This is a genomic window from Acinetobacter sp. ANC 3781 (assembly GCF_004331285.1).
In the GTDB taxonomy this organism is placed as follows: Bacteria; Pseudomonadota; Gammaproteobacteria; order Pseudomonadales; family Moraxellaceae; genus Acinetobacter.
This window is the reverse complement of the sequence record NZ_SJOH01000005.1, coordinates 21,197-44,911: the sequence shown is the minus strand read 5'-3', so window position 1 is coordinate 44,911 and position 23,715 is coordinate 21,197. Positions and strand designations below refer to the sequence as shown.

Below are 23,715 nucleotides of genomic sequence, written 5' to 3'. Positions count from 1 at the left end.
TGAAATCTAAATTATTGCCCAAGTGAATTGCATATTATTGGATCTGATAACTTGAATCGAGAACATCCTTTTTTTTAGGATTTAATTCAATTTTCAGTGAGTCCAGTTTACAGAGTCATAACAGGTAAAACCCTCAGCCTTGTGATACAAAGATAATGATTTTTCACTGGAGTTCGCCTGATGTCTCACAAAGTTCTAAGCTCTGCTCGTCAAAGCAGGTCACGTATAGGCTTCTCAGCTTTAATAGCGGTTGCATTGTTGGGTTCCGCGCAGTTGGCGACAGCAGGGCCAACAGTAGATCAATTAAGTAATTGTCTGGTGAAATCGACTACTGCAACGGATAAAAAGACAGTATTGCAATGGACCTTTGTGGCGTTGTCTACACATCCCGACTTGAAAGCTTATAGCAATGTGACTGATGTGCAGAAAGAGCAGTTAGATAAGAATTTGGCTACGGTTTTACAACGCATCTTGGTGGAGCAATGCTCGAGTCAGACCAAAGCTGTGATTGCTGCTGAAGGAGTGCAAGCTGTTGGAGATAGTTTTCAGGAGCTTGGAAAAATTACGGGTGAGGAAATTTTAGAAAACCCTGAAGTGAAAAGTCAGCTTAAAGGTGTGCTGCGTTATGTCGATTTGAATAAGTTGGTGATGACATTTTTGACGCCTGATGTATGGAATAAGTTGGGGCAGTTAAGAGGGAAATAACCGATTTAATTTATGCGTGCAATGGTTCAATTATGCTATTTATTTATCATGAATAAAATAAACGAAAAATAGGGGTTGTTATGCATAAATGCGCCGCTTTATTGGGTTTAAGTATATTTATATTTTCTCCATCGCTGTACGCAGGGGAAAGTGATTTAAGTCGGCAATACTCAAATTGTATGGATCGCTCAGGTGGCGTTACTGTAAATATGTTGGGTTGTATTGCGGCCGAAACAAGTCGCCAAGATACACGTTTAAATAATGCCTACAAGCGGACAATGGCATCGCTGAATGCAACTCGTAAAAAACAGCTTCAAGAGGTTCAGCGTCTTTGGATGCGATATCGTGATGCCAATTGCAAGTTTTATGCTGATCCTGATGGTGGTACCATTGCGGCTGTAAATAGCAACAGTTGCTATATGGAAGCGACTGCTGCGCGTGCGACTGAACTAGAAAATTTAAAAGAAGAGTATTAATTTTTTCTGATTCAATCTCCCTTTTTTAATGAGGGAGATTTATGATCAGTACCTTATTCATATTAAATCAGGATAAAAATTCTTATATTCCTTATTTACCGCTTCACCACGTAACAAATAGCCTTTGGGTTGAATATAGCTATAAATTTCTCGTGCAGGTTTTTCATGCCAGCCAATATTAAATGCACAGAATTTTGGGAAAAATTGCAGATGGCTATAGTTCAGATTGTTATGAACCCAATAAGCAAGTTGTTGCCAATTGTTTGGGTTTTTTCATAAAGTTCTAAGAAAGATGGAATGACGATACATGCTGTTGCGCCATAGCCTTTTACATAGGAATAGTCCCAAATATGACTGGCAAAGTTTTTCTCATTGCTTGCGCAGTTATGTCCTTTTTCATTGCCGAGTTGGTTGACGCTAGGTGAGCAGTAAGCGGAACGAATTGCGATGCGACTAAACTTTTCTTGTAGCGGTTCAAGCAGTTCTTCGCAGAGCTTTGTGCCTGTTCGGATGGCAATGTCAGGATGGTCGGGGAAGTTGGGAATACCGTACCAATTGGCGATTTCGCTATAGAGGAAATCACGCATAAAGAAAGACTTTGACAGTTGGATACGCCCTAAGTCTTCGAGTTTAGTGATAGAGGATACTTTTTTGATAGTCATGTTTTTAGAGTTTGAAAATCTAAATAATTGTTTAGTCGAAAAATATTGTAGTTTAACCTTTTTGTAAATTATATGTTAAATGTACAATGAATGAACTATTAAAACAGAGTTATAAAATGCAACTGCTAACGGATCCTAAAAAACTATCAGAAACCTTCGAAAATTTAATACTTAATTGCGAAAAGATTATTTTTGCAACTGCATGGGCGACAGATAAGCATTCTGTTTTTAATACCTTAATAGAGCAAGCACACAAAATTGAGATGGCGATAGTAGGATTACATTTCTATCAAACAAGTCCAAAATTTATAGAAAGTTTTATGGATAATGAAAAAGTTTTTTTTAAAAAAACAGTTTCAGGAGTTTTTCATCCTAAGGTTTTTATTTTTAAGTTTAAAAATAGTTATAAAATTATTTTAGGCAGTGCGAATTTTACTTCAGGTGCTTTCCATAGTAACGATGAAATATCTATCTTATTAGAAATGGATGAGAATGAAGATACTTTTATTGAATTAATGCAGAAATTATTTGAATACAGTGAAAATAATGAAAAAATTACAAGTGAATACTTAGAATTATATAAGGAAAAATATAAAGTACAAAAAATGATGAACTCCTCATTACAAGATTCAAAGCATAAAAAGCAAGTTAAAGCTTTAAAATATTGTTTACCTCCTGAAAGCTCTTTAAATATGTCTTGGAAAGAGTTTAAGCAAGAGGTTGAAAATGATTTATATGATGGATTTAATCAACGTCTAGAGCTGTTAGATCAGGTTAAAGTTTTATTAAACATTGATAAATTTGAAAATTTGACAAAAGATGAGAGAAAGCTTATAGCAGGAATGAAGAATAATTTACCATACAATTCAGGCTGGTTTGGTTCATTAGAAGGTGCGGGCTTTATGAAGAATGTAATTAATGTGCATGCTAGCCAAATAACGAAAGCATTAGATGTAATTCCAAGTGATGGAAATATTTTAAAAAGACATTTTAATCAATACATTAAGTTATTTAATATCGCTTGCTCTGGGCAGGAGAAGAGTCCCCAAATAGCAACCTATACTAGATTTTTAGCTGTCATTCGTCCTGACTTCTTTGTACCTGTTAATAAGAAAAATGAGACTAGAATTAGAAAATCTTTGAGTTTAAAGTCAAAAATTAATATCGATAATTATTGGGATATTCTTCAAGAAATTCATAAAAAAGATTGGTATAAAATTGAAATATCAAAAGATTCAGCTGATCATGATTTATGGTCTAAGAGAGCAGCAATGATAGATGCAATATATTACAATCATGAAGATTAAAAAAAACCCGCTCTAAAGCGGGTTTTTTATTCCAAAATTAATCAATATTAACCAATCAATTTCTTCATTAATTCATTCACTTGAGCAGGGTTGGCTTTACCTTTTGCTGCTTTCATCACTTGACCGACAAGACCGTTAAAGGCTTTTTCTTTACCAGACTTATACTCTTCAACCATCTTCTCATTGGCAGCAAGTACTTCTTTAATAATTGCTTCAACTGCGCCTGTATCAGTTTCCTGTTTCAAGCCTTTCTCAGCAATAATCTCGTCCGCAGTTTTGCCTTCTTCCCACATAAAGCCAAACACTTGCTTCGCGATCTTACCGTTAATGGTGTTGTCGACAATACGTGCAATCATGCCACCAAGTTTCTCAGCCGTTACAGGAGAATCCGCCAGATCTAAACCTGCTTTGTTTAAGGCAGCCGAGAATTCACCCATCACCCAGTTTGCAGACACTTTACCTTGTGCAGCACCGCCCGCAGCTTTTACTACTGCCTCAAAAAATTCAGACATTTCACGAGTAAGCGTTAAAACGTGCGCATCGTACTCAGTTACACCAAAGTCAGCGACAAAACGCTCACGACGCGCTTTAGGTAATTCAGGCAACGCAGCACGCGCCGCTTCAATTTGCTCGTCTGCAATAATCACAGGCAATAAGTCTGGGTCTGGGAAGTAGCGGTAATCGTTCGCTTCTTCTTTAGAACGCATTGAACGCGTTTCCATTTTCACAGGATCGAACAAACGCGTTTCCTGGTCGATGGTGCCATCCCATTCCAAAATTTCCATTTGACGTTCAATTTCAACATTGATCGCTTGTTCAATAAAACGAAATGAGTTGAGGTTTTTCAATTCACAACGTGTACCGAACGGTTGACCCGGACGACGTAACGACACGTTACAATCACAACGGAACGAACCTTCTGCCATGTTACCATCAGAAATACCCAACCAACGCACCAGCGTGTGAATTGATTTAATATAAGCAACCGCTTCTTCAACCGAACGCATATCCGGTTCAGATACGATTTCAAGAAGGGGAGTACCTGCACGGTTTAAGTCGATACCTGACATACCTTCAAACTGGTCATGGATCGATTTACCTGCATCTTCCTCAAGGTGCGCACGGGTTACGCCAATGCGTTTAACCGTACCATCTTCAAGTTGGATGTCGATATGCCCCAAGCCCACAATCGGGTTGTCCATTTGGCTGATTTGATAGCCTTTTGGAGAATCCGGGTAGAAATAGTTTTTACGTGCAAATACAGATGCTTTGTCAATATAAGCATCAATCCCCAAACCAAAGCGAATCGCAAGATCAACCACTTCTTTGTTGAGGACTGGCAATACGCCCGGCATAGCCAAATCAACCAGGCTGGCTTGTGTGTTGGGATCATTACCAAATACAGTCGAAGAGCCTGAGAAGATTTTTGAGTTGGTCGCAAGCTGAGTATGAATCTCGATACCAATCACGACTTCCCAGCCATCAATCAACAATGATTTTGGTTTAGTCGCTTTTGTAGAATTGTTTTGAGCTTGAGCCATTATGCGTTCTCCTCAGCAATTGCAGCGCGTTTGGTATGCCAATCGGTTGCTTGTTGATACTGGTGTACCACAGACAGCAATTGAGATTCTGACCAGTAGTTACCAATCAACTGCAAGCCAACCGGTAAGTTGTCTTGGTCAAAACCAACAGGCGCGTTAATCGCAGGAAGACCTGCCAAGTTCACCGCAATGGTGTAGATGTCACCTAGATACATTTCAACTGGTGTCAGATTCGCACCAATTTTATAGGCAGTCGTTGGCGCCGAAGGTGCAGCAATCACATCTACAGATTCAAAGGCTTTTAGGAAATCTTGCTGGATTAAACGACGCACTTTTTGCGCTTTCACATAGTACGCATCGTAATATCCTGCAGAAAGCGCATATGTACCAATCAAGATACGGCGTTGCACTTCAGGGCCGAAGCCTTCTGAACGTGAACGCTTGTACAAATCTGTTAAATCAACCGGATTTTCACAACGGTAGCCATAACGTACGCCGTCAAAACGCTGTAAGTTGGACGATGCTTCAGCAGGGGCGATGAGGTAATAGGTCGGAACATAAGCATCAGTCATGTTGAGATCAATCTCAACCAAAGTCGCGCCCATGTCTTCCAGTTTTTTCAATGATTCTTCAACACGTGCTTTAACGTCAGCATCCAAACCAGCAACATTAAAGTACTGTTTTGGAATACCAATGCGTAAACCTTTTACTGAAGTGCCATTCAGATTCGCAACGTAATCATCAACATCTTGATCCATCGAAGTTGAATCTTTGGCATCATGACCCGCCATCACGTTCATCAGGTAGGCACAGTCTTCAGCCGAACGTGCCATTGGGCCGCCCTGGTCTAAAGATGATGCATAGGCAATCATACCGAAACGTGAGACACGGCCATAAGTCGGTTTAAGACCTGTGAGGCCGCAGAATGACGCAGGTTGACGAATTGAGCCACCAGTGTCAGTACCCGTTGCAAAGGGTGCTAAGTCCGCTGCCACAGCTGATGCAGAACCGCCTGATGAACCCCCTGGCACATGGTCTAAGTTCCACGGGTTTTTAGTCGCACCATAGTAAGAATTTTCAGAAGTCGAGCCCATGGCGAATTCGTCCATGTTCACTTTACCTAAAGTGACCAGACCCGCAGCTTTGCCTTTCGCTACAACGGTGGCGTCGTAAGGAGAGATAAAGTTATCCAGCATTTTAGAACCGGCAGTAGTTTTAATGCCTTGGGTACAGAAAATGTCTTTATGCGCAATTGGTACACCTGTAAGTACATTTGCGTTGCCTGCTTGACGCAGCGCATCGGCCGCATCTGCTTGTACCAATGCTTGCTCGGGCGTTACAGTGACATAAGATTTGACTTGTGCATCAATTTTTTCAATGCGTTTTAAATAATGTTCAGTGAGTTCGCGAGAAGAGAATTTGGCTTGAGCTAAACCCTCAGTGATTTCACGAATCGATAAGCGATGTAAATCTGTCATGAGAAATAATTCTTTACGTTTGATTTAATAAAATGATTTAACTGAATAAAGATTATTCAATCACGCGTGGAACAAGGTACAAGCCATCTTGCACGGCAGGTGCAACCGCTTGATATTCATCGCGATGATTCTGTTCAGAAACCACGTCTTCACGTAAGGGTTGGGGATGGTCAAATGGGCTTTTAAGTGGCTCAACACCATCGGTGTCAATGCCTTTTAAGGTTTCCATCATGCCTAAAATTTTATTTAGACTTTGAGCATATTCAGCAGATTGCGTATCATCTAGCGACAATCGTGCAAGATTGGCGATTGCTGAAACTGTTTGTGCATTTAAATCTGCAGAATGCTGTGCATCCGTTGTAGACATAACATCACCTGATCAGTATTAAAAAAATTCAAAATATCGTGCGTTATAATAAGCGATTGACTTGTTCAAATCATCACATTTAGTTAAAGTTGCCACCTTGCGTCCACATAAAGTTTAATCGAGAACGTCTCCGTGATTCTAAAAAGACTAATTGGCTTGTTTTCGCCCGATCTAGCCATTGATTTAGGTACAGCAAATACACTTATTTATGCACCAGGACGAGGCATTATATTAAATGAACCGACGGTTGTGGCAATTCGTCACAGTGGTTCACAGAAAATCGTTGCCGCGGTAGGTCTTGATGCAAAGCAAATGCTGGGTCGTACGCCTGCGAATATTACTGCAATCCGCCCAATGAAAGATGGTGTGATTGCCGATTTTGAAGTAACTGAAACCATGCTGAACCAGTTTATTGGTAAAGTGCATGAAAGACGTCTATTTCCACCTGCACCGCGTGTTGTGGTTTGTGTTCCTTGCAAATCGACACTGGTAGAACGTCGTGCCATCCGTGAAGCAGTATTCAATGCCGGCGCGCGCGATGTTCGCTTAATTGAAGAGCCAATGGCTGCTGCAATTGGTGCGGGTATGCCAGTTGAGCAGGCATGTGGTTCAATGGTGGTCGATGTTGGTGGCGGTACTACTGAAATTGCCATTATTTCACTGCAAGGCTGTGTCTATGCAGACTCGCTACGTATTGGCGGTGATGTATTTGATGAACAGATCATTAACTATGTACGCAAAGCGCATGGTTGTGTGATTGGTGAAACTACGGCTGAAGTCATTAAAAAAGAAGTGGGCATGGCATTACCGGATGAAGACGGTGCTAAACCTCTCGAAATTGAAGTTCGTGGTCGTAACCTGGCAGAAGGCGTGCCACGTGCAATTACTGTAACTTCTGATGAAATCATGCAAGCCATTTCTGACCCATTACAAAATATTGTGTCTGCGGTGAAATCTGCACTTGAACAAACCCCACCTGAATTGTCCTCTGACATTGCAGAACGTGGCATTGTTTTAACCGGTGGTGGTGCATTATTGCGTAACCTCGATAAACTGCTTGCACAAGAAACAGGTTTACCTGTAGTGGTCGCAGAAGATCCTTTAACTTGCGTGACGCGTGGTGGTGGTAAAGTCTTAGAATTCTTTGATAACCCGAATCATGACATGCTATTTGTAGGCTAAGTTAAGGACCAGGCGGGTGCAAACAAATCTGTTTTCTAGACAACCGCCATCTTTTCGCTCATTTATCATTGCGGTCATCACATGTTTGGTTGTGCTATTTTTTAACTGGCGCATACCGCATGTGATTCAACCCGCACGTGATGTCTTGTATGCGGCATATAATCCGATTTATGCCTTGGCAAGTTATCCAGTGTTATCGCGAGAATGGCTAAATCAACAAACCAAGTCTGAAGCCCAGTTACGTCGTGAAAATACCGCGATGCAAGCCGAGCTGCTACAGGCGCAAGTGCGTCTGCAAAAACTATCTGAACTTTCTGCTGAAAATACCCGTCTAAGAGGTTTACTCGATACGCCACTCATTATTGATGGACGGATGGAAATTGCAGAAGTGATTGGTACCGATGCAGATCCCCTCAGACATATTATTGTGATTAACCGTGGTGCAAGCAGTCAGCTCAAAGTCGGTCAGACGGTTTTGGATGACAAAGGCATTATGGGGCAAATTATCAATGTCTATCCGCATAGTAGCCGCATCATGCTGCTGTCGGATAAAGAACATTCTCTATCTGTCCGTTTAGAACATACCGGAATGCGTGCCATTGTGACAGGTACGGGTGATTTAGGTCATTTGAAAATGGAATATGTCCCAACCAGTGCCAATATTAAAGTCGGTGAGAAAGTGTATAGTTCAGGTTTAGGTGCACATTTCCCTGCGGGTTATTTAGTCGGAACAGTGTCTAAAGTGAATCGACATAATACGGGTGAATTTGCCAAAATTGAAGTCATTCCAGCCGCTCTATTGGCAGGTGGACATCATGTGGTGGTGCTTTTTTCTGATTCTTTAGCGATGGAGCAGCCTTATGCCAATCGCTAAATTACGCTCTGAAAACCATCGTGATCCGCTTATTGCCATTATTGTTTCAGTCATTATCTGTTCAGTCCTGATCGTTTATCCATTGTCCTATGCTATTTCAGGGGCACGTCCATTATTCATGCTATTGGTGGTGCTCTTTTGGACTATGTGTCAGCCCACCTGGTGTGGAATCTGGTTTGCCTTTGCGACAGGTATTTTTACCGATCTTCTGGTAGATGCACCCTTGGGAATGAACGCTTTAACATTTGTCATCATTACTTTTATCGCCAGATTTTTAACCCGGGAACGACGAATTTTGACTTTTGCCAATCTATGGGTCATTAGTTTCTTGGCTGTGTTGGCGCATTTGGTTATGATCTGGATGGTTCAAATTATGGGCGGTTTGCAATTTTCGATTGCAAGACATTGGCAGCCCCTAGTGAGCAGTGTTTTAGTTTTCCCTATTATTTATTTTGTCTTAAGAAAATGGCGCGTTTAATTCTCGCTTCAAGTTCTCCGCGCCGTCGTGAGTTGCTACAACAACTTGGACTCGAGTTTGAAGTTTTTAGTCCCGAGATTGATGAGTCGGTCTTAACAGGTGAGGGCATTGCAGCCTATGTGGAACGTCTGGCATGTGCGAAAGCTCAAGCAGTCTTGGAGCAATTCCCCGATGCTATTGTTATCGCAGCAGATACCAGTTTAGGTGTAGATCATCAGATTTTAGGTAAACCGCAATCTAAACACCATGCTTTTGAAATGTGGCAACGTATTTCAGGTCGTAAACATGATGTATTTTCAGGGGTTTGCGTACGCACAAGGACAGAAAAATCAAGTATAGTGGTACGAACTCAGGTTGAGTTTCAACAATTAAGTCCCGATGATATGGAAAGTTATTGGGCGACAGGCGAACCTGCAGGTAAAGCGGGTGCTTATGCTATTCAGGGGATTGCAGCACGTTATATTCCTCGTATAGAAGGAAGTTATAGCAACGTTGTAGGTTTACCTTTATATGAGACAGTACAGTTATTACAGTCGGTTAAGGCACTAAATTAACGGCTGAAAAAAAAGAATTTTTATAATGTTTTGAGTCTTATTATGTCTGACGAGTTGTTGATTAACGTCACACCTATGGAATGTCGGGTGGCCTTAATCCAAAATGGTACGGTCAATGAACTATTTGTAGAGCGCACGGTTAAACGTGGTTTAGTCGGAAATATTTATAAAGGAAAAGTGGTTCGGGTTTTGCCGGGTATGCAAGCTGCATTTGTAGATATTGGGTTATCACGTACCGCATTTTTGCATATTAACGATATGGTCTGGCCGCGTAATCAACCCACGCCTAATGTTTTTGAACTGCTTCAACCGGGCCAAATTCTCACTGTTCAAGTGATGAAAGACATGCTCGGAACTAAAGGTGCGCGTCTATCGACAGACCTTTCTATTCCTTCGCGTTATCTGGTTCTTATGCCCTATGGTCATCATACGGGCGTTTCACAACGGATTGAATCCGAACAGGAGCGTGATCGCTTACGCTCGATGATTGAAGGTATTCAAACTGAACACAAGCTACCCGGCAGTGTGATTGTACGTACTGCTGCTGAAGGTATTCCTGAAGCAGAAATTGCCCAAGATATGGCTTATTTAGCCAAGCTCTGGGAGTTTATTCAGCGCAAGCAAACTAGTATCGCTGCGCCGTCACTAATTTTTGAAGAACTGCCACTTCCGCAACGGGTGATTCGTGATTTAGCCAATGAAGATACTGCAAAGATTTCAGTAGATTCACGTGAAATTTATGCAAAGTTACAAGAGTTTGTCGAAGAATTTGTGCCGACTATGCGAGATAGACTGACTCACTATCCGGGTGAACGTCCTATTTTTGACTTGTACAATGTAGAAGAAGATATTCAAAAAGCACTGCAAACACGTGTCGCGCTCAAGTCTGGTGGCTATTTAATGATAGACCAAACAGAGGCGATGACTACGATTGATATCAATACCGGTTCCTATGTTGGCGGTCGAACTTTAGAAGACACCGTATTTAAAACCAATATGGAAGCAACACAAGTCATTGCCCGTCAGCTGCGATTACGTAATTTGGGCGGCATTGTCATTATTGATTTCATCGATATGCAAGAAGCACAGCATCGTGAGGAAGTGATGAGCCAGTTTGAGCGCATGCTTGAACGTGACCACGCGAAAACTAAAATCACGCAAGTATCCGAGCTTGGCTTGGTCGAAATGACCCGTAAGCGTACTCGTGAATCTTTAGAGCACCTGTTATGTGAATCATGTTCGATCTGTCAGGGACGAGGTTATGTGAAAACCGCAGAGACGGTGTGTTATGAAATTTTTCGCGAAATTTTAAGATATGCACGCGCTTTTGAATCAAAAAGTGAATTTACCGTGGTGGCACATCCTTTGGTGATTGACCGATTATTAACAGCCGAAGCACCCGCAGTGGCCGACTTAGAGCACTTTATCGGGCGTATGATCAAGTTCCAGGTGGAAAATTTATATACGCAAGAGCAATACGATATCATTCTGAGCTGAAATTGTAACAGAATGTCGTTAAATACTTGTTACATCTGAAATTTTACTTTCGAAGTAGAATTTCTAATACTAGTCATACACCAATAGCCAAAGCCAAATTCTCCCTTTTTGGCTTAGCAAAAAGAGGTAAGACATGAGTATGAGCCAAGTCGTTATTAAAAAAAGTCTGAAAGCGTTAGATAATAAAGCAATACAAAATGGTTATATTGTTGATGAGCAGGGTAAAGAGGTTCAAATTACTGCCGCCATGATTCGTTCGGTCTGTCATCAATTATTAAATCAATGCCGTAGTATTAAAAATTAAGGGGCTGATAAAAGCCCCTTAATTTATTCATATTTATTTTTTAGAAATTGCGGTTAACTCACCGCGCGTAACTTTGAGTTTTCTTGACCCACGATCTCTTCAAATCGCTGAATTTCATCTTCCAAGTGAGTCAGGAGATTTTGCATTTTAGGTAATGCATTTCGACAGCCTGTTAAGCCTACTTCCAATTTATCCAAATAACTGGTCATCGTAATATTGAGAGCTTGACCATCTAGAACAATCGAAGCGGGGTAGAGTGCATCTAATTTGGCGCCATTCCAATATAACGGTTCACGTGGTCCTGGAACATTGGAAATCACAATATTGAATGCTTGGCGTTTTGGCATCATGCCTGACACAATATTTAAGCCCGCTGCACCATAAACCAATGCGCTATAGTTTAAAATTTGGTTTGAATTCATTCGTTTGAAACGCTGTTTCGCATTTAAAACACTACGCCGAATAATTTGCAGACGTTCTAATGGCGTTTCTTTATTCGTGCCCAGATTGGCTAGAATCATGGTGATACGGTTAGATACATCAGAATTATCATCACGAATTGAAGCAGGAACCATGGCGATTAGCGGTTTTTTCGGTAAAGCGTGTTGGCTGAGCAAATATTCACGTAATGCACCCGAACAAATAGCCAGTACCACATCATTAATGGTCACACCGAGTGCTTTGGCAATCTTGCTTAAGCGATCCAGTTCAAAAGATTGTGCTGCGAAACGGCGTGATGAACTCACACGCTGATTTAAAATACTGCTTGGAGCCTGGAAACTTGAAACGTAGTCAGGATTACGTCCCATATCTTTAAAGATAGTTTGAGATAATTCATACATGACTTTTGGGGTCGACTCTAATTGTTCTTTTAAAGCACCCATAATTTTTTTTATGCGACTCTTCTTCTGGGGTTCTTTAAAACGTTTAGCGCGAGGGGGTTCAACACACCACAGTGGCACAATACTTTTGGCCGCTGGATCTTGCGACAATGATTTTTCAACTAAGCGCATGCCTGCAATTCCATCTACCATCGCATGGTGAATTTTAAAATACATGGCAAAGCGGTTGCCTTCAATCCCTTCAATAATATTACAGGTCCAAAGTGGTTTAGCCCGATCAAGCAAAGCGCTATGTTCTTGTGAAATATAAGTCAGTAATTCACGGATTCGACCTGGGTGAGGAAGTGCAATGTGACGAAAATGGTGGTCTAAATCAAATTCCTGGTCTTCATCCCAAAATAGGCCATTCAGTTTATTATTAAAAGGTGCAACAGGAAGACACTTGGACTTACGGATATCGGCAACGAGGTCTTGAATAAATGTGTCAGGTGCATTATCAGGAATTTGAAATAAAAAGAGTCCACCGACATGCATCGGTTGCTGACGTTTTTCTAGTGACAAAAAAATAAAATCAATAGGGTGTAATGGACGCATAGCGTGGAATGCCTCACTGCAATTTCATTGGCTGTTCTTGTTTGAACAGGCTTGTTAGAATTATAAAAACCGTTTTTTCAGTATATCTTTTTTCAAAAATAAAAGAACCGCTTTCTATGTAAGGAAAAGTGAACAAAAAGCCACTAAAAACAGTGGCTTTTTTTGAAAAGATTATTTTTTTAAATTTCCGGCATGTAAGCCACATTCTTTATGCGTGGCTTCTTCCCACCACCAGCGACCCTCACGTTCATGTTGATTTGGGAGGACAGCGCGTGTACACGGTTCACAACCAATAGAAATGAAACCACGTTCATGTAAGGGATTATAAGGAATTTCCATCATGCGAATATAATTCCATACATCAGCGCTTGACCAGTTAGCCAGGGGATTATATTTGATCAGTTGCTTTCCGGGTCCAGAAAAACCTGCATCGGCCTGAACTACAGGAATTTCATTACGTGTACCTGGACTTTGGTCTTTACGCTGACCAGTAATCCAGCCATCTAAGGTTGCCAGTTTTTTACGTAACGGTTTAACTTTGCGAATACCACAACATTCTTGGTGTCCATCACGATAGAAACTAAATAAACCTTTTTCAGTTGTAAATTGCTGAACAGTTTCCGTCTCTGGGAAACAAATTTCGATATCAATTTTATAGTGATTACGCACGGTTTCTATAAATTGATAGGTTTCTGCATGCAGCCGACCAGTATCTAAACTAAAGACACGGAAAGGTTTACCCAGATGAGAAGCCATATCAATCAAAACCACATCTTCAGCACCTGAAAATGAAATGGCAATTTCGCCTTCTTGACTTAAAGCAAGCTCCAGAATCTCGCTGGGAGATTTATCAGTATATTCAGATGCAAGTGCATCAACAAGGTCAATGGTGGGGATTGTAGTCATGACAGTTCCTGGCGTATAGGCTTGGACACTTAAACACCTATATTAATTTAATTCACAACAATTTTAATAGAATTGAAATAGCCTGCTTAGCACTAAAAAATAAATACTTATGAATAAAACAGATTTAAAAAACAGCATATGGAACGTCAATTTTTAAGCTATGATAACGCAAATTTTTTCACTGACATTGGGAGAACCCATGGAAATCGTATGTCTTGATCTTGAGGGTGTATTAGTTCCAGAAATTTGGATTAACTTCGCCAAAAAAACTGGAATTAAAGCATTGGAAGCCACTACACGTGATATCCCAGACTACGATGTGTTGATGACACAGCGCCTGAATATTTTAAAAGAGCACGGTTTAGGCTTAAATGATATTCAGGAAGTGATTGCAGATATGGGACCTTTCCCAGGTGCAAAAGAATTTGTGAAATGGGTCAGTACTCATTTCCAGCTCATTATTCTTTCAGATACTTTCTATGAATTTGCTCATCCACTTATGAAGCAACTCGACTGGCCAACAATTTTCTGTCATAAGCTAGAAACTGATGAAACGGGCATGATTTCTGCCTATAAACTTCGCCAGCCGGATCAAAAACGTCAGGCGGTCAAAGCACTGCATGGTTTGAACTTCCGTGTGATCGCAGCGGGGGATTCGTATAACGATACCACGATGCTGGGTGAAGCAGACCACGGTTTCCTATTTGATGCACCTGAAAATGTGATTGCTGAATTTCCGCAATTCCCGCCAATTCATGGTTATGAAGCATTAAAACAAGCGATTCGTAATGCTTCTGTCCGTGACATTCCAGCTTAATATTTAATAGAGATTGGAATAAAGAAAGGGCGCTATAAGCGCCCTTTCTTGTTTAATGCTACTTTTAACGTAATTAGAAACGGTAACCGATTTTCATACCATAGCCAATTGCATGGTTATCTTCAAAATCGCCTACTGGAGTACCACCAGTTTGTGCGGTTGCATCACCTAACCAGAAATACTTAACACCAGCTTGAATAAAGTAGTTTTCAGCAGGACTGTATTGACCACCCATACCAACACTCCAGTAACCTTCAGTCGGTCCTAAAGTTGTTACAGGGTTACCAGCGCCAGAATCGTATCCAACTGCTGCTGTACCCGACCATTTGTTAGTAAATTTATGACCTAAGCCAACGGTTGCAGACCATTGATCATCGGAGTAGTCAATTAAATTTTGTGCTTTGCCTTTAGCTAAAGCTGAAGCTTGCGCTAATAATTCTGGTTTAACTGCAAATTGGTCCCAGTGTACCCAGCGTAAATTTGCAAATGCTAAAGTGTTTTGAGCAATACCTGTTTGTAAATCAATGTTTACAGATTGTGGGGTAGTCGCATCTACAGTGCTTTCTTTGTATGAAAGAAATGATAAAGCAGGATTAATTGATGCAAGAGTTGTAGATTCTACAGATTTTGCTTCATGTTTAATCTCAGAACGATAGGTTACTGATGCTTTAAGAGCGATTTCAGGAATTTGATAAGCAAAACCAGCGAGCCAACCATAGGCTTCTTCTTGATCAACTTTAATATTGTAGCCACTTAATAAGGAGTAAGCTGCACCACGTAATTTAATGTCGGCTTCCACTGTTTGGTAAACAGGACCGGCATAGAGGTTCCAGTTTTCAGTCGGTTGGTAACCGATCAGTGCAGTAATGTTATGTGTTTTAACTTCTACACCAGTACCCTCTATCCCATTACCAAATGCACCTAATTTACTTTCATATTGTGCATCAGCACCAAAGGGTTGGTCATATAAAAGACCTACAGAAATTTTATCAGTTGCTTGAACCTTTACTGCGGCAGAAGGGAAGTAATAATCTTCTGCCATATCACCAACATTAAGTTGGTTTGATTTTACTTTAGGATCAAGAACAGAAATTCCAGCTTCCGCATAATTACCAGGTTGTAAAAAAGCTGAAATTGATTGACCTGAGCGGTCTAGGCCAGCAGCAAAAACTGAGGTTGATGGGATTAAGCTAAGTAAAATAGCTGAACTTAGAGCTGTAAACTTCATGGAACATTTCCTTGTTGTAGCTTTATGTAAATAAATTTGAAGGAAAAGTAACATAAATAAAAAAAGAGTAAATGCTCAGCTATGATTAGATAATGAACTGACTAATTCAAAAAATGAACTTGAATAGAGTAAAAGTACTAACAATACTTTTGTATATTAATGATTTATAAGTAAAAAAATAGAGTAATAAACTTAAAAAATTAGGATAATACCAGTAATTCCTTTTGATCAAATTTGAAACATATAGATTGGAGTATTAAAAAAACAAGAGATGTAATGTAAAAAAGACCATTGTGAACAATGGTCTTTTATTGATTTATCAAATAATTTTAGAAGCGGTAGCCAATTTTTAAGCCATATGCAAGCGCATCATTGTCTTCGAAATTCGCAACTGTTCCATCAGTACCAAATTGAGCGCCTGATTGAGCTTTTGCATCACCTAACCAGAAGTATTTAACACCACCAGCGATAAAATAGTTTGGTGCTGGGCTGAACTGTAGTCCTAAACCAACATTCCAGTAACCTTCAGTAGGACCAAGGGTTGAAACTGGGTTACCTGCGCCAGAATCCCAACCTACAGAAACATTACCAGCCCATTTTTCATCGAACTTACGCCCAACACCTACAGTTGCTGAAATTTGATCGTCACTATATGCCACTAAATCAAAACCATTAGTTTGACCCGGAACCAAACCTGCTGTAGTTAAAGCATTTGCTAATTGACCAAATTTATTTGGGCGAATAGAGAAATCTTTCCAATTAACCCAACGAATATTGGCGAAAGCAACAGTGTTTTCCATAATACCGCTTTGAAGATCTAGGTTCACTGATTGAGGGGTAGTGATATCAGTAGATCCTTCAACGTAACCACCAGGCAATAATGCTGTAACTGGTACGAGTCCAAGTACTGGGTGAGCAAGCGTATTGGTAATAGTTTCATTCACATCTATTTTATGTTTGATTTCAGAACGATATGTTAATGATGCCTTAAGTGCAATTTCTGGAATTTGATATGCCAAACCTGCTAACCAACCTGCAGCTGAATCTTCACTAATATTTGCATCATATCCTGATATTACTGTAGCTGGCACAGGAGTAGCCCCTGCATATCCACCATATACGCTATAAGCAGCACCACGTAATGCAACATTACCTTTTACAGTTTGATAAACACCACCACCATAGATATTCCAGTTTTCAGTCGGTTGAAAACCTAAAATTAAAGACAAATTTTGTGTGTCAACTTCAACTGAAGTATTGCCTTGTAATGGATGTGTGAAAGCCGCTGAAGATGTATATTCAGCATCTGCACCGAAAGGTTGGTCATAAAGTAAACCAAAAGAGAAATGATCGGTAAGTTGTAATTTTAAAGCTGCGCTTGGAAAGTGATAATCGCCCGCCATGTCACCAGTTGATTGACTACCTAAGTTGGCATTAGTGGTTCCAGATACACTTGGATCAAGCACTGAGATGCCTGCTTCGAAATAATTGCCTGGTTGTAAGAATGCTGCAATAGACTGACCTGAGCGGTCTAAAGCTGCTGCGAATGCACCTGTCATTGGTACTGTTGCAAGAATAATTGCTGTACTAAGTGTTTTTAATTTCATTTTATGTCTTTCCTTGAGGTACAAATTTTTTACTGCAGATTAGTGTTATTTATGCTCAGTATTAATTTTTGGTAACATCGGTCTTTCAACCAGATATCATTTGTTACTCCATGTGACAAAAATAACACAATAAAAAAAAGAGTAAATGCTCTAGAAAAACTAATTGGAATAAAAATACTATTTATTGGAGTTTTTAATTTAAATATCATTATTTTTTAATTTTAAATTATTGATAAATATTGATATATTTAATTTAGATGTAAATTTTTATTTGATTAAAAAATAACCATTTATCGTGAAAAGTGTAGTAATTATTTGTTATGTAGATCACATTATTTTTTTACACAAAATTTACGACAGAAATGTAAGATCCGGAAGGACTAAATCATAATAGGGTAAATTCTTATTTTTAGCTTAAATTTTTTAATATGTATTCTTAATTATTAATAAAATCATGCTCTTATTTATTAAAATAATAAATTTCAAAGGCTTAATGACAAGGTCATGAAAAATAAATTGATTTAATATTTATTTAGGGAGGCGGCATCTTAGAGATTTTTTTATACGAAAATTTTATTCCTTATTTATAAGTTTGTGCGCCCTGCGGGAGTCGAACCCGCGTCGGTCACTTAGGAGGCAACTGCTCTATCCAGTTAAGCTAAGGGCACAATGCGAAGCTAATTTAGCGCAAATAAGGATAAAAAAAAAGTTATTGTCGAAACAATAACTTTTTAAAAGACAGATCTTTAAGGTTTATGCTTAAGTTTTATTCATCTTGAGTACTTTAAATAGACCAAACATGATCACAATCCAGATCGGAATCATCAGTACAGATTCTTTAAAACCTTGCATCCACATAATATAAAGTACGGTCGCAATGAAGAGGAGTACTAAATAATTACTGATTGGAGACCAAAGTGCAGGAAACTTGGTTTGGATGGAAGCTTGTTTGATCGCCTGTCTAAATTTCAAGTGCGTCAATGTAATCATGGCCCAGTTGAGTACTAATGCACCCACCACCACATATATTAGATGGCTTAAGGCATTTTCTGGCACAAAGTAGTTTAAAAGTACACAACCAAAAATTAACAGTGCGGAAAATAAAACAGCAGGGATAGGCACCCCCTGTTTATTTACTTTATTAAATACTTTAGGTGCATTGCCTTGTTGTGCCAAGCCAAACAGCATACGGCTATTGGCATACATGCCGCTGTTATAAACAGACAGCGCCGCAGTCAAGATAATGAAATTCAGTAAGTGAGCTGCCCAGCCAATACCGAGTTGACTGAAAATCATTACAAATGGACTTTTATCCAGACCACCTAACTCAAGCTGATTCCATGGCACCAACGATAAAAGAATCGTCAATGAACCGATATAGAACAGTAAAATTCGGAACACCACCTGATTAATGGCTTTAGGAATAGTTTTTTCAGGATCTTTAGCTTCTGCCGCAGCCATCCCGATCAGCTCAATCCCACCAAAGGCGAACATGAGGAAGGCAAGCATATAAAACAGGCCTTCAAAACCATTCGGGAAGAAACCACCATGTGTCCAAAGATTGCTAAATGAAGAGTTTGAGCCTGCATCTGCGGTGAGCAGTAGATACACACCAAAGACAATCATGGAAATAACAGCGGTTACTTTGATGATAGAAAGCCAGAATTCCGATTCACCATAAAATTTCACATTGCCGAGATTGACCAAGGTGATAACAACGAAAAAGAACAGTACCGATGCCCATGCAGGAATAAAAGGCCACCAGTAATTAATATATTTAGCGACAGCAGTCAGCTCTGTCATTGCTACTAAAATATATAAAATCCAGTAATTCCAACCCGCTAAAAAGCCGGGAAATTTCCCCCAATATTTAAAGGCAAAATGGCTGAATGATCCTGCTACAGGCTCATGTACAATCATTTCACCCAGTTGACGCATGATTAAAAATGCAATCAAACCACCAATGGCATAACCCAAAATGATGGAAGGACCTGCAGATTGAATCACCTGTGCGGAACCTAAGAATAAGCCTGTACCAATTGCTCCGCCCATGGCGATGAGTTGGATATGACGGTTCTTTAAGCCACGCTGAAGTGTAGAAGACTCGTTGTTCAAAGTACTCAGCCCGACAATGGATAAGTTTGTGATTGTAATGGATTGATTTGTATTAGCCTAGTACAACACTAGCCTGGTCACTGTTATGTGAATAAGTTAAGAATAGAATTTTTATATAATTAACAAACGAATCAATAGATTAGTTTTATTAATACAATGACTTGTAAGTTATAAAGGGTTTTTATCAATAAGATTAAGCGGTTCTTTTTTATACTTAAGTCCTGTAACAAAGGTTTTTGCTGAAAAAAGCATTATGATAAAAGTGATCAACATTGCCCAGATGTTGTTTAAAACAATGATAAATATCAAGGATCAATAAAATGAGTTTTGCTCCACAAATCAAAATTCCAGCAACCTATATGCGTGGTGGTACCAGTAAAGGGGTTTTCTTTAAACTGGATGACTTACCGGAAGCAGCACAGCAGCCTGGAAAAGTGCGTGATCAATTGTTATTGCGTGTGATTGGCAGTCCAGATCCATATGGCAAGCAAATTGATGGCATGGGTGGAGCAAGTTCAAGTACCAGTAAAACCGTGATCTTGGCCAAAAGTTCACAGCCTGAACATGATGTGGATTATTTATTTGGGCAGGTGGCGATTGATCAACCTTTTGTCGACTGGAGTGGAAACTGTGGCAACTTGACTGCTGCCGTCGGTTCATTTGCGATTTCAAACGGCTTGGTCAGTGCAGAACGTATTCCTGAAAATGGCATCTGTACGGTACGAATCTGGCAAGTGAATATTGAAAAAACCATTATTGCGCATGTGCCCATCACCAATGGACAAGTGCAGGAAACTGGGGACTTTGAACTCGATGGCGTGACTTTCCCTGCAGCAGAAGTTCAGATTGAATTTCTAGACCCTGCCGATGATGGCGAAGAGGGTGGTGCAATGTTTCCAACGGGTAATGTCGTCGATACTTTTGAAGTTCCGAATATCGGGACTTTCCAAGCGACATTCATTAATGCCGGTATTCCGACTATCTTCTTAAATGCTGAAGAGATTGGCTATGCGGGCACTGAATTGCAAGACGCGATTAATGGCGATGCTCAGGCACTGGCACGGTTTGAAACCATCCGTGCCTATGGTGCAAAACAAATGGGGTTAATCCAAGACATTTCTGAAGCTGAAAAGCGTCAACATACCCCTAAAATTGCCTTTGTTTCTAAACCTAAAGCTTATATATCTTCAAGCGGTAAAGACATTCAAACCGGTGATGTCGATTTACTGGTTCGTGCCTTGTCGATGGGTAAATTGCATCATGCCATGATGGGAACAGCTGCTGTCGCCATTGGAACAGCCGCTGCGATTCCGGGAACACTGGTGAATTTGGCTGCAGGCGGTGGGGCGCGTGAAGCGGTACGTTTTGGTCATCCCTCAGGGACTTTACGCGTCGGTGCGCAAGCAGTGCAGGAAAATGGACAATGGCAGGTGAAAAAGGCGGTAATGAGCCGTAGTGCACGCGTGTTGATGGAGGGCTGGGTGCGAATTCCTAAAGATAGCTTGAAATAATAAACCAGATAGAGAATCTTGCGAGAAAGCAGTATGATGAGTCGCAAGTTCTCTGTCGATGATGACAAGAGCGTTGTAGATTAGATTAAGCTAGATCTGGCAGTATTTCTGTGGATTTAGATTTACTCACCAAAGCAAAGTATTCGAGGCGAATGTGTCATCTTTAACTGACGTACATGCAAATGTATTAACCCAAGCACAGCAACGTATCCAACACGATTTATTGACGGCATTAGACGCATTTTCCATTCCAGAACCTTTAAAAGGGGCGGTGCATCATGCGGTGATGCTCGGTGGTAAGCGTGTACGTCCAGCGCTTTGTTATGCAACAGCAGCCATTAAACCGAATGCAAATTTTGCGGCAGTACGCCGTGCGGCAGTAGCCATTGAAATGATTCATTGTTATTCATTGGCACACGATGATTTGCCGTGTATGGATAATGATTTACTGCGTCGCGGTCAGCCAACCTGTCATGTGGCTTTTGGTGAAGATACTGCCTTACTGGCCGGCGATCTTTTGCAATCGATGGCCTTTGAAATATTAGGCAGCCGTCTGTTTGATCAAGGCCCTGCGGTTGATCCGTCTATTGTTTTAAAGCAGATGCAGATTTTGGCGACTGCCAGTTCAAAAATGGTCTGTGGTCAGGTACTGGATTTACAGGCAGAAGGCAAGTGTGTTGATCAGGAAGCTTTGGAAAATATTCATCGCAATAAAACCGGTGCTCTGATTTCCGCCGCGGTGATGATGGCTGCGGTATGCGTGTTTGAAGGCACCGATCAAGCCATTCCTAAACTACGTGAATATGCCCAAGCGATTGGACTGGCTTTCCAGGTGCAAGATGACATTCTGGATATTATTTCCGATACCGAAGTTCTAGGAAAAACCGCCGGCAAAGACCAGCAAGTGGATAAATCGACTTATCCTGCATTGATGGGTTTGGAAAATGCCCAAATCTATGCTAAAGAGTTGCATGATCAGGCCTTTCGCGCTTTAGAGATTTTTGGTGACAGTGCAGCTGAACTGAATCAGATCTCACAGTTTTTGTTGTCGCGTAAAAGTTAAATATTGAGTTTGAAAGGGCATCTGGAAAAAATTGAATTAAAAAAGAGGACTTATAAGTCCTCTTTTTTATGCGCTACAGATTATTTGCTCAAGACTATTTAGAGTCTTGATATAAACGATCACCTTCATCGAAACGCGTGGTGATTTCTTCGGTTGGTGCTTTACCCATTAAGCTGACCACGACAATCGCAATCAGTGAGCAAATAAAGCCTGGAATAATTTCATACAGCCCCGTGGCACTGAACATATTTTTCCAGAGAATCACCACAACCGCACCAATCAGCATACCGGCAAGTGCGCCGTTTAGCGTCATGCGGCGCCAGAACAAGGATAGAATAATCAGTGGACCGAAGGCAGCACCGAAGCCAGCCCATGCATAAGCCACTAAGCCTAAAACTTTAGATTCAGGATTTCCAGCCATCCAGATTGCAAGCAAGGCAATCACTAGCACCATTAAACGGCCAATCCAGACCAGTTCTGTTTGCGTTGCATTTTTGCGTAAGAATGATTTGTAAAAGTCTTCGGTTAAGGTACTTGAGCAGACCAGTAACTGGCAGCTTAAGGTACTCATTACTGCCGCTAAAATAGCAGCCAAGACAATACCTGCAATCCATGGATTAAACAGAATTTTGGTCAGTTCCATAAACACGGTTTCTGGATTGGCAGTTACTGCACCTGCAAGTTCAGGATGTTGCTGGAAGTAAGCAATACCAAAGAAACCGGCAGCCACTGCACCACCTAAGCAAAGAATCATCCAGGTCATGCCAATACGGCGCGCATTGGGAATGGACTTGACTGAGTCAGCAGCCATAAAACGCACCAGAATATGCGGTTGACCAAAATAGCCCAAGCCCCAGGCCAATAATGAAATAATCGCGACAAAGCTTAAATTGCCTATGACATCGGTGGCTTGCGGACGAGCCGCTTCAAGTGCCAAAGTGATTTGATTCATATCGGCAAAGCTTAAAACCACAACTACAGGCGTCAGCAACAAGGCAAAAATCATCAGGCCGGCCTGAATGGTATCCGTCCAGCTGACTGCCAAGAAACCACCAATAAATACATAACTGATGGTCGCAATCGCACTGATCCAAAGCGCTGTGCTATACGACATGTCAAACATGCTTTCGAACAGACGTGCGCCTGCAACCATGCCTGAAGCACAATAAATCGCAAAGAAAATCAAAATGATGAAAGCAGAAGCAATACGCAGGATTTTCTTTTGATCGTTAAAACGATTGGAGAAATAGTCTGGCAAAGTCAAGGCATTGTGCTGAACTTCGGTATGCACACGAAGGCGTCCGGCAACCAGTCGCCAGTTTAGCCATGCACCAATAATCAAGCCAATGGCAATCCACATTTCAGACAAACCTGAAAGATAAATTGCACCTGGCAGCCCCATCAGCAACCAGCCACTCATATCTGAAGCACCCGCAGAGAGCGCCGTTACGAAACTACCTAAACGACGACCCCCCAAAATATAATCAGAGAAATTGGCTGTCGCACGATAAGCCATCAGGCCAATCGCAATCATGGCGACAATATAAAAAAGAAAGGTAATTAAGGTCGGATTCAGGGAGCTCATACGGTATCCATTTACAAGGTGG

At 40.7% G+C, this 23,715-nt stretch carries 22 protein-coding genes and 1 tRNA gene; 12 read left to right on the top strand and 11 right to left on the bottom strand.

Going from position 1 to position 23,715, the window contains the following annotated elements; genetic code table 11:
- Positions 1-180: 180 nt before the first annotated feature.
- Both E0H89_RS05090 and E0H89_RS05085 read left to right on the top strand, forming a co-directional pair.
- Entirely contained in the window at positions 181-705 is a 525-nt protein-coding gene (locus E0H89_RS05090; RefSeq protein ID WP_131215083.1) for a hypothetical protein, read from the top strand.
- Positions 706-785: 80 nt separating this feature from the next.
- Positions 786-1,181 (top strand): lysozyme inhibitor LprI family protein, encoded by a 396-nt coding sequence (locus E0H89_RS05085; protein WP_131215081.1) that lies wholly within the window; start codon positions 786-788, stop codon positions 1,179-1,181.
- Between the two features lie 221 nt (positions 1,182-1,402).
- Here E0H89_RS05085 and E0H89_RS16685 read toward each other — a convergent pair whose 3' ends face one another.
- Positions 1,403-1,768: a hypothetical protein gene (locus E0H89_RS16685; RefSeq protein ID WP_250697840.1), complete on the bottom strand. Its 366-nt coding sequence runs from the start codon at positions 1,766-1,768 to the stop codon at positions 1,403-1,405.
- Positions 1,769-1,959: 191 nt separating this feature from the next.
- On the opposite strand from E0H89_RS16685, the gene E0H89_RS05075 reads away from it, so the two are divergent.
- Entirely contained in the window at positions 1,960-3,150 is a 1,191-nt protein-coding gene (locus tag E0H89_RS05075; RefSeq protein ID WP_165494025.1) for a phospholipase D family protein, read from the top strand.
- 47 nt (positions 3,151-3,197) lie between these two features.
- On the opposite strand, the gene gatB is transcribed toward E0H89_RS05075, so the two are convergent.
- The 3 genes from gatB to gatC are packed head-to-tail and all read right to left on the bottom strand — an operon-like array spanning position 3,198 to position 6,536.
- A complete protein-coding gene (gatB, locus tag E0H89_RS05070; protein ID WP_131215078.1) occupies positions 3,198-4,691 on the bottom strand; it encodes an Asp-tRNA(Asn)/Glu-tRNA(Gln) amidotransferase subunit GatB in 1,494 nt (497 codons plus the stop codon).
- Positions 4,691-6,169 (bottom strand): Asp-tRNA(Asn)/Glu-tRNA(Gln) amidotransferase subunit GatA, encoded by a 1,479-nt coding sequence (gene gatA / locus E0H89_RS05065; RefSeq protein WP_131215076.1) that lies wholly within the window; start codon positions 6,167-6,169, stop codon positions 4,691-4,693. The genes gatB and gatA overlap by 1 nt, the downstream gene beginning before the upstream one ends.
- Positions 6,170-6,221: 52 nt before the next feature.
- Positions 6,222-6,536, bottom strand: a complete 315-nt coding sequence (gatC, locus tag E0H89_RS05060; RefSeq protein WP_131215074.1) for an Asp-tRNA(Asn)/Glu-tRNA(Gln) amidotransferase subunit GatC — start codon at positions 6,534-6,536, stop codon at positions 6,222-6,224.
- 132 nt (positions 6,537-6,668) lie between these two features.
- Here gatC and E0H89_RS05055 point away from each other — a divergent pair, with 132 nt between their 5' ends.
- The 6 genes from E0H89_RS05055 to E0H89_RS16435 all read left to right on the top strand — a co-directional run bounded on the left by E0H89_RS05055 (position 6,669) and on the right by E0H89_RS16435 (position 11,425).
- Positions 6,669-7,718, top strand: a complete 1,050-nt coding sequence (locus E0H89_RS05055) for a rod shape-determining protein (RefSeq protein ID WP_131215072.1) — start codon at positions 6,669-6,671, stop codon at positions 7,716-7,718.
- Between the two features lie 16 nt (positions 7,719-7,734).
- Positions 7,735-8,592 carry a rod shape-determining protein MreC gene (gene mreC / locus E0H89_RS05050; protein WP_131215070.1) on the top strand — a complete coding sequence of 286 codons (858 nt, stop codon included), beginning with the start codon at positions 7,735-7,737 and terminating at the stop codon, positions 8,590-8,592.
- Positions 8,579-9,070, top strand: coding sequence for a rod shape-determining protein MreD (gene mreD / locus E0H89_RS05045; protein ID WP_131215068.1), 492 nt, complete (start codon positions 8,579-8,581; stop codon positions 9,068-9,070). The genes mreC and mreD overlap by 14 nt, the downstream gene beginning before the upstream one ends.
- Entirely contained in the window at positions 9,058-9,624 is a 567-nt protein-coding gene (locus E0H89_RS05040; protein WP_131215066.1) for a Maf family nucleotide pyrophosphatase, read from the top strand. Before mreD ends, E0H89_RS05040 begins: the two co-directional genes overlap by 13 nt.
- A gap of 42 nt (positions 9,625-9,666) precedes the next feature.
- A complete protein-coding gene (gene rng / locus E0H89_RS05035; RefSeq protein WP_131215064.1) occupies positions 9,667-11,121 on the top strand; it encodes a ribonuclease G in 1,455 nt (484 codons plus the stop codon).
- Positions 11,122-11,254: 133 nt separating this feature from the next.
- Positions 11,255-11,425 carry a PA1571 family protein gene (locus tag E0H89_RS16435; protein ID WP_350416978.1) on the top strand — a complete coding sequence of 57 codons (171 nt, stop codon included), beginning with the start codon at positions 11,255-11,257 and terminating at the stop codon, positions 11,423-11,425.
- 53 nt (positions 11,426-11,478) lie between these two features.
- On the opposite strand, the gene E0H89_RS05030 is transcribed toward E0H89_RS16435, so the two are convergent.
- Both E0H89_RS05030 and E0H89_RS05025 read right to left on the bottom strand, forming a co-directional pair.
- Complete coding sequence (locus E0H89_RS05030; protein ID WP_131215062.1) at positions 11,479-12,861, bottom strand: WS/DGAT/MGAT family O-acyltransferase; 1,383 nt, start codon at positions 12,859-12,861, stop codon at positions 11,479-11,481.
- 171 nt (positions 12,862-13,032) lie between these two features.
- Complete coding sequence (locus E0H89_RS05025) at positions 13,033-13,767, bottom strand: phosphoadenylyl-sulfate reductase (RefSeq protein WP_131215060.1); 735 nt, start codon at positions 13,765-13,767, stop codon at positions 13,033-13,035.
- A gap of 199 nt (positions 13,768-13,966) precedes the next feature.
- Between E0H89_RS05025 and thrH the strand changes: the two genes are divergently transcribed.
- On the top strand, positions 13,967-14,584 hold the full coding sequence (gene thrH / locus E0H89_RS05020) for a bifunctional phosphoserine phosphatase/homoserine phosphotransferase ThrH (RefSeq protein ID WP_131215058.1): 618 nt from the start codon (positions 13,967-13,969) through the stop codon (positions 14,582-14,584).
- Between the two features lie 73 nt (positions 14,585-14,657).
- Here thrH and E0H89_RS05015 read toward each other — a convergent pair whose 3' ends face one another.
- From E0H89_RS05015 to E0H89_RS05000, 4 genes are all read right to left on the bottom strand, one after another.
- The gene (locus E0H89_RS05015; protein WP_131215056.1) at positions 14,658-15,812 is read right to left on the bottom strand and encodes an OmpP1/FadL family transporter; all 1,155 of its coding nucleotides are present in this window, start codon (positions 15,810-15,812) and stop codon (positions 14,658-14,660) included.
- 329 nt (positions 15,813-16,141) lie between these two features.
- Positions 16,142-17,419 (bottom strand): OmpP1/FadL family transporter, encoded by a 1,278-nt coding sequence (locus tag E0H89_RS05010; protein WP_131215054.1) that lies wholly within the window; start codon positions 17,417-17,419, stop codon positions 16,142-16,144.
- Positions 17,420-18,014: 595 nt separating this feature from the next.
- Positions 18,015-18,087, bottom strand: a tRNA-Arg gene (locus tag E0H89_RS05005).
- A gap of 91 nt (positions 18,088-18,178) precedes the next feature.
- Positions 18,179-19,534, bottom strand: a complete 1,356-nt coding sequence (locus tag E0H89_RS05000) for an amino acid permease (RefSeq protein ID WP_131215052.1) — start codon at positions 19,532-19,534, stop codon at positions 18,179-18,181.
- 320 nt (positions 19,535-19,854) lie between these two features.
- On the opposite strand from E0H89_RS05000, the gene prpF reads away from it, so the two are divergent.
- Entirely contained in the window at positions 19,855-21,045 is a 1,191-nt protein-coding gene (prpF, locus tag E0H89_RS04995; RefSeq protein ID WP_131215050.1) for a 2-methylaconitate cis-trans isomerase PrpF, read from the top strand.
- Positions 21,046-21,199: 154 nt separating this feature from the next.
- Entirely contained in the window at positions 21,200-22,108 is a 909-nt protein-coding gene (locus tag E0H89_RS04990; protein ID WP_131215048.1) for a polyprenyl synthetase family protein, read from the top strand.
- A gap of 94 nt (positions 22,109-22,202) precedes the next feature.
- Here E0H89_RS04990 and putP read toward each other — a convergent pair whose 3' ends face one another.
- Positions 22,203-23,693: a sodium/proline symporter PutP gene (gene putP, locus E0H89_RS04985; protein ID WP_131215047.1), complete on the bottom strand. Its 1,491-nt coding sequence runs from the start codon at positions 23,691-23,693 to the stop codon at positions 22,203-22,205.
- Positions 23,694-23,715 lie beyond the last annotated feature (22 nt).